At 42.8% G+C, this 7,219-nt stretch carries 8 protein-coding genes; 3 read left to right on the top strand and 5 right to left on the bottom strand.

Annotated features, from left to right (window positions below):
• Positions 1 to 139: 139 nt before the first annotated feature.
• From NBH15_RS22350 to panB, 3 genes are all read right to left on the bottom strand, one after another.
• Positions 140 to 634: a hypothetical protein gene (locus NBH15_RS22350; protein WP_250823584.1), complete on the bottom strand. Its 495-nt coding sequence runs from the start codon at positions 632 to 634 to the stop codon at positions 140 to 142.
• A gap of 162 nt (positions 635 to 796) precedes the next feature.
• Positions 797 to 2,122: a cobyrinic acid a,c-diamide synthase CobB gene (locus NBH15_RS22345; protein ID WP_128134874.1), complete on the bottom strand. Its 1,326-nt coding sequence runs from the start codon at positions 2,120 to 2,122 to the stop codon at positions 797 to 799.
• Positions 2,123 to 2,221: 99 nt separating this feature from the next.
• Positions 2,222 to 3,049: a 3-methyl-2-oxobutanoate hydroxymethyltransferase gene (gene panB / locus NBH15_RS22340; protein WP_048316368.1), complete on the bottom strand. Its 828-nt coding sequence runs from the start codon at positions 3,047 to 3,049 to the stop codon at positions 2,222 to 2,224.
• A gap of 149 nt (positions 3,050 to 3,198) precedes the next feature.
• On the opposite strand from panB, the gene NBH15_RS22335 reads away from it, so the two are divergent.
• The 3 genes from NBH15_RS22335 to NBH15_RS22325 all read left to right on the top strand — a co-directional run bounded on the left by NBH15_RS22335 (position 3,199) and on the right by NBH15_RS22325 (position 5,457).
• Positions 3,199 to 3,714, top strand: coding sequence for an outer membrane beta-barrel protein (locus NBH15_RS22335; RefSeq protein WP_128134875.1), 516 nt, complete (start codon positions 3,199 to 3,201; stop codon positions 3,712 to 3,714).
• Between the two features lie 145 nt (positions 3,715 to 3,859).
• Positions 3,860 to 4,927 (top strand): GNAT family N-acetyltransferase, encoded by a 1,068-nt coding sequence (locus tag NBH15_RS22330; protein WP_128134876.1) that lies wholly within the window; start codon positions 3,860 to 3,862, stop codon positions 4,925 to 4,927.
• Positions 4,928 to 4,989: 62 nt separating this feature from the next.
• The gene (locus NBH15_RS22325) at positions 4,990 to 5,457 is read left to right on the top strand and encodes an alanyl-tRNA editing protein (RefSeq protein ID WP_007656048.1); all 468 of its coding nucleotides are present in this window, start codon (positions 4,990 to 4,992) and stop codon (positions 5,455 to 5,457) included.
• A gap of 72 nt (positions 5,458 to 5,529) precedes the next feature.
• Here the strand turns inward: NBH15_RS22325 and NBH15_RS22320 are convergent, their stop codons facing one another.
• Both NBH15_RS22320 and NBH15_RS22315 read right to left on the bottom strand, forming a co-directional pair.
• Positions 5,530 to 6,486 carry an ABC transporter permease gene (locus NBH15_RS22320; RefSeq protein WP_186961772.1) on the bottom strand — a complete coding sequence of 319 codons (957 nt, stop codon included), beginning with the start codon at positions 6,484 to 6,486 and terminating at the stop codon, positions 5,530 to 5,532.
• Positions 6,479 to 7,219, bottom strand: a complete 741-nt coding sequence (locus NBH15_RS22315; RefSeq protein WP_128134877.1) for an ABC transporter ATP-binding protein — start codon at positions 7,217 to 7,219, stop codon at positions 6,479 to 6,481. Before NBH15_RS22315 ends, NBH15_RS22320 begins: the two co-directional genes overlap by 8 nt.

The following is a 7,219-nucleotide window of genomic DNA, read 5'->3' as shown; positions in this document are numbered from 1 at the left end:
GCATTTACAAGAGCTGTTTAATAAGACTAATTTCAATGATGTCAAAGAACAATTTAATCCCCTTATTCCGGGATTATTTGATTAATTAATAACTCGTCCCGATTTTAACGGGACACTAGTGAGTTGAGTTTATTATTTATTACTGTATATAAATTGTTCCTGATTCAACCTTGCAGATCAACGTGCGGTCGCCGGTCTGATACTTTTTCCCTTCCAAGGAACGGACTTCCACCTCACGCAAGGCTCCGTTCTGGGCGACCTGAACGATATAGCGAACTCCATCGTGTGCATAGATCGTACATTCCCGGCCCACCAGGGCTTCTGTCTTTTCCGGTTTATTTTCTTTCTGAAGCTGATAGGCTTTCTTATAGAGAAACCATAGGATAAAAACGAAGAGCAACCCGATCAGTATGCCGATCAGGAAAGTAGAGATGGCCGTACTTTTGGCAATATACATATACCATCCGAAACCGATGCAGAAGTGGGTTAATCCTTTAAAAGATATTGCGCTGCTGAGATCGACATCAATATCCGTGTCCGTATCCAAGTCTCCGAAAAAGATAGACATGATAAACTGTATCAGAAATATGGCGGAAGCAACAACTGCGATACCAAGAAAAATAGTATTGACCATGGCATTGAATTATTAGTTTACACGAAAATAAGGATTATTTTATTAAAACGGGCATATATAAGAAAAATATGTATGTTTGTAGTAAATATATCATATCCTCTTATGCTTCGTTAAGATACGCAATTGAGAAGATGCCCAAAAAGATGAAAGTGTTGGCAATGGCTAGATAAGTCCGTTCAGATAGTCGATAAACCATTGGTTTCTTGACGGGTCGCCCCAATAAAGATGGGTGTATCCGGCTAAGACGTTCTTATATCTGTATAAAGGGGTAGCGACAGGGCTTCCTTTGGCTGTACAAGCGGTAGCGACAGAAGCTAGTTCCTCTTTCTGAGGCTCAATACGGGAATAATGGAACTCGTGTCCGGTCATTACATAATCATTATAATATAATGTACGGTATCCCAAACGAAGTTTCATTTGCTCCATAGTAGTCGACTGGTTCAGTAAACCGACCATCGGAAAACTATTCCCATCCGACGATTTTATTCTATTGCATAAATACATCATTCCTCCGCATTCGGCAAGTAGCTTCCCTCCTGCTTCTGCATAATCGCGGACGGATTGAAGCATGGAACGGTTTGATGATAAACCGGAAAGGTATAATTCGGGATAGCCTCCGGGCAAGTAAACAAAATCGGATTCCGGTAATACGGAATCGTGAAGCGGACTGAAAAAGGAAACTTCTCCCAGCCTGTGCAACAATTGAATGTTCTCCTCATACGCAAAATTAAAGGCGGCATCACGAGCGATCAAGATTTTCAAAGGAGAAGGTAGCGTTTGTTCAGGCTGAACAATATGAGAGTTAGAAACAGGTTGGCAGGCGGTCAATGCCAATAGTCTGTCGATATCGACATGTTTCTCTACCAGGGCGGCTACACGGTCGGCAAATGTATCAAAACAAAATGCCTCATCCAGGGTTAAGCCCAGATGGCGACTCGGTATCTCTACGTCGGCCTGTTTGGGAAGGTATCCTAACGCTTCGACACCGGCATCTTCACAGGCTTGTTTCAAAAAGGAATAATGAGTTTCGGAAGCTACAAAATTGAAAACGGCTCCAACAATGTTTATCTCCTTATAGAAGTTTTTGAAACCGTACAGCAAAGGGGCAACGGAATAGGCTGTACTTTTTGCGTTTACAATCAGGACGACAGGTATATTTAATGTACGCGCGATTTCAGCACTACTTCCCTGCATAGCATCGTATCCGTCAAAAAGCCCCATCACGCCTTCGGTTACTGCATAATCGGCTACCGAAGTATAGCGTCGATACAAATCACGTATATGTTGTTCGGACATCATGAAACTATCCAGATTGATGGAAGGACAGCCGGCGGCCATTTTATGATGGCGCGTGTCGATATAGTCCGGACCACATTTGAACGGCCGGACTTTTCCATACCGGTTCTTCAACGCCCGAAGCAAACCGAGTGTAAATGTTGTCTTACCGCTTCCTGACGATGCGGCTCCGATCAGTAGATGAGATTTCATAAATTAATCAGATATTTATAGCAACTGGTTGTAACTGGTTCCCCTCTCAAGAAGGGAAATAGTTACTCCCGTCACTACAAATTGATAACTCAATTATTTCTAATATTGTTCCTTCTCATTCGGGAAGTCCTGTGTCTTCACATCTTCGATGTATGCCTGGACAGCACGAGTGATTTCTTCTCCGATATTGGCATATCTGCGAAGGAAACGCGGAGAGAATCCCATATTGATTCCCAACATATCGTGCATAACCAAAACCTGACCGTCTACACCTCCACCGGCACCGATACCGATAATAGGTATGCTCAGTTCGGAAGCAACACGTGCAGCCAGTTCTGCCGGAATCTTTTCCAGCACGATGGCGAAACATCCGATCTCTTCCAACAGATGAGCGTCGTCAATCAACTTCTGTGCTTCTGCTTCTTCACGGGCACGGACGGTATAAGTACCGAACTTATTAATAGACTGCGGAGTCAAACCCAAGTGTCCCATCACAGGAATACCTGCACAAAGGATACGTTCGATAGATTCTTTTATTTCACTACCTCCCTCCAGTTTAATACAGTCGGCATGCGTCTCTTTCATGACACGGATAGCGGAAGCCAAAGCCTCTTTGGAGTTTCCCTGGTATGTACCGAAAGGCAGGTCGACTACCACTAATGAACGCTGTACTGCTTTCATAACCGATTTACCATGGTAAATCATCTGATCCAATGTGATAGGAAGCGTTGTTACATTACCGGCCATTACATTCGATGCTGAATCGCCGACAAGAATAACATCCATACCAGCCTGATCGATCAGTTTAGCCATAGAATAATCGTAAGCCGTCAACATAGAAATTTTTTCTCCACGTTGTTTCATTTCCATCAGGCGATGTGTCGTCACCTTTCTTGTATCATCTAAATCCCTCTTTGCAACTGACATAATGCTTTTTGTTAATTGTTACGGCGGCAAAGTTAAGGATATTCTGTAATTAGCAAGACAAACAATAAAATATTTATGCCGTACAACATATGTTTATTTTTGTATATCTTTGCGCCCGTTTACATATAACGTTTAATATACAAGCAAAGATGAAAAAGTTAATTTTTACTTTGGTGGTTGCATTTATGGCAATCATCAGTGCTGATGCACAGGTTTATGTAGGTGGTTCATTCAATCTTACTCACGACAAGAACGCCGATGTTACCAATTTTTCTATTGCACCAGAAGTCGGTTATAACCTGAACGAAAACTGGGCTATTGCAGCAGAGATCGGTTATACACATTTCAAATCGGACGAGAACAAGGCTAATGCGTTTAATTTCGCTCCTTATGCCCGTTTTTCATTCTTCGAAAAAGGTATTGTCCGTTTATTCCTGGACGGTGGTGTTGGTATCTCCACCTATAAAAGAGAAAGCTACGATAGCGTCAACGGTTTCGAAATCGGTATCAAACCGGGTATTGCACTTGAAATATGCAAGAACCTGACATTTGTCGCTAAATACGGATTCGCCGGTTATCGCGATGATTATAAATATGCCAACAGTACATCCGGTATCAGCCTGAGTTCTGAAGACCTGACTTTCGGTTTCCACTACGAATTCTAATTATCAATCAAACAGGAAGTGCCTGTCTTTATCCTACTCCGGATAGACAGGCTCTTTTTCTTTCTGAACGCCACTTCCTCAAAAAATATCCTGTTGCCCGAAATATATCATTATATTTGCATTCACTGAAATATAATGATATAATATGGACAATTCAGATTTACTATTCCGGAAAGCAAAAGAAGCAGATATAGCACGTATCTGGGAAATCATCGGACAAGCCAAAGCGCAAATGCGACGGTTGAACAGCCATCAATGGGATGAGAATTATCCGGCACTTGAAAACATTGCCAAAGATATTCAATCGGGAAACGGATATGTCTTTTGTAATAAAGAAAATATAGCTGTCACTTATGGCGTTATTTCTTTCGACGGAGAGCCTGCCTACAAAGAAATCGACGGTAAATGGACAAATGATCTTCCTTACATGGTGGTTCACCGACTGGCCGTAGCCGATGAGATGAAACATCAAGGATTGGCGAAACGTTTTATGTTGCAGGCGGAAGAAGTAAGCCAGAACAAGGGCATCTATGAATTTCGCATCGACACCAACTTCGACAATCAGTATATGCTCCGCTTAATAGATTCTTTGGGATTCAGTTACTCTGGAGAAGTTCCTTACAGGGGAGATAAACGCAAAGCGTTTGAAAAAAGCATCCGCCCCCACTCCTCTTCTTTCGGGATTCCGGGTTATACGATCCGGGAAGCTATTTATGAAGATGCAGAAATCATATACGAAGCGATAGATAAACATCGTGAGGATTTACGGATCTGGCTACCGTTTGTCGATGGCTTAAACAGTGTTGCGGATGAACAGTCATTCCTGGAATCTACATTAAAAGTGCCTTATAGAGAACGGGATGTCGTATATATCATTGAAAAAGGCTTTGCGATCTGTGGTCTGATCGGTTTTCATTTCTCAGACCGAGCAAACCATCGTACGGAAATAGGATACTGGCTGCTTCCGGAGTTTCGGGGAAAAGGTGTTATTACACGGGCCGTCCATTATCTCTGCCAATGGGCGTTCTTTGAAAAAGATTTCAACCGCATCCAGATACGATGTGCTGTTGGCAATCAACCCAGCAACGCCATTCCTCAACGTTTAGGCTTCACACTGGAAGGAACAGAACGTGACGGAGAATTACTTTCTTCCGGTGAATATACGGATATTCATGTGTATAGTATCCTTAAAAAGGATGTCACATGTGCATAATTTGCACATACCACTTCACTTGGTAAAAGTAGTAGTTAATTTAATCAATTAAAATAATTAAGATGGAACAAGAAATTCAATTAAACGAACATAATAAGGCTGAATATCCCCCGATGCACACAGCCGAACATATTTTAAATCAGACGATGGTTCGCATGTTTGGTTGTCCGCGTTCGAAGAATGCCCATATAGAAAGGAAAAAGAGCAAGTGCGATTATGAATTATCGGAAGCGCCTACCGCTGAAATGATGGCTGAAGTAGAACGCCGGATAAATGAAGTAATAGAACAGCATCTGCCTGTAACGATCGAATTTATTCCGAAAGCGGAAGCCGGAGCCATTGTCGATCTCAGTAAATTACCGGAAGATGCAAGTGAGACATTACGTATTGTTCGTGTCGGAGATTATGATGCCTGTGCATGTATTGGTGCACATGTCAGCAACACTTCTGAAATAGGGCGGTTTAAACTATTGAATTACGATTATACTGACGGACGGTTACGCCTGCGGTTCAAACTGGAAACTGCATAAACAAAGATATAACTATTAAAGAAAGGCTCTTATCCCAAACACAGGTAAGAGCCTTTTCTGATATTAATCGAATTAACGGGAACGAACTTCCCTTCTCATAAAAGAAACGTAAGACAAGGCAAAACAAACAACTGTCGCTGCAATCAACCCTGTCAGCTGCGGCCAGACAACGATCAGGCTCTGGCCTAAAGGCAACGGACTGGGGATAGCCCCATGCACCTGTTCCATCGTCAACGGTCCCAGACTTCTGACAGAAGGCATCAGCAAGGTAGTCGTTGCATCGCTGAACAACTGGCTCGGCGCGAAGCGCAACAGGTTAAGCATAAAGCGCTGATAGCTGATTATCTGGTAATCGCTGGCAAATCCGGAAGGACTGAGTGCTTTCCCTATCAGATTGATGATCATATTATAGAACACACTGAAAAATAACCAAATGGCCACACAAGCCAGTGCAGATGTCGCAGCCTGACGGAACTGTATGGAAAAGAATATCGACAGGTTCAGCCAAAAAGCAACATAGAAGATACTGACAATGATAAAGAACACCATCCGCAAAAACTCTTCCGCCGTCGGAGGAATACCGATCGCTATCAATCCGAATCCCATCACCAAGAATCCCAAAGAAAACAACATGATGCCAATAACAATCAATGCCCCGACAAATTTGGCATTAATCAGGTAATCACGATGGATAGGTTGAGACAGGATACGACTCAATGTACCTCTGTTTTGTTCAGAATTGATCGCATCGAATCCTAACGCAATCCCCAGCAAAGGCCCCAGGAAGCTGATAAAGACAACAAAAGAAGGTAAAGTTCCATCCGAAACGGTAAACAGTTTCAGGAAAAGGAACGCATTGTCTGGGTCATTAGGCTTGATAGAGTCTCCGATATTAGTCAGAGCAGTATATAACGACCCCATACAAGTCAATGCAATAAGGACGATCATGATAATAAAACGCCAGCTTCTCATATGATCGGAAACTTCTTTATTCACAATTACCCAAAAGGGATGATATATTCTATTCATGACCTTTACCTCCTTCGAAATAATGATTATAAATATCATCGAGTCCGTGCTCTTTCTTCTGTTGCTCCGTCAGTTCAATGTCGGCCAATAGTTTACCACTGCTGAACAGACCGACACGGTTACAGACCTGCTGAACCTGGTCCAGATGATGGGAAGAGAACAGCACCGTCAGCCCTTCTTCATGACTCAGCTGATGAATCAGGTCCATAAACTCACGGACACCGGCAGGGTCTATTCCAGATGTCGGTTCGTCCAGAATGATCACTTCCGGATCTTTAATCAGGACATCTGCCAAGCCTAAACGCTGACGCATACCCCGCGAATATTTACCGGCTTTCTTATTCCCTTCATTCATCAGACCGACTCTTTCAAGCAATTGAACAGCTTTTTCCTTTGCATCCTTCTTCGGAATACCATTCAGCTGAGCCGTATATACCAGATTCTCTATCCCGGTCATGTCGTCATAAAACCCGACATCTTCCGGCAGATAGCCAACTATCCGTTTTACTTCTATCGGGTGCGTGGTAGAATCTACTCCACATACTTTCACAGAACCCGAAGTCGGTTCAGTCAGTCCCAGCATCATCAGGATCGTTGTAGACTTTCCAGCTCCGTTAGGCCCCAGTAATCCGAATATGTCCTTTTTATTAATGATCAGGTTCAAATCATTTACCGCAGTAAAACCACCATACTTTTTTGTCAGTCCGGTAAGTTCAATAACTGGTTGACCCAT

Source organism: Parabacteroides caeci, from assembly GCF_023656795.1.
Classification (GTDB): Bacteria; Bacteroidota; Bacteroidia; order Bacteroidales; family Tannerellaceae; genus Parabacteroides; species Parabacteroides segnis.
Note: the sequence above shows the minus strand (reverse complement) of the source record. Positions and strands in the feature narration are given on the sequence as shown.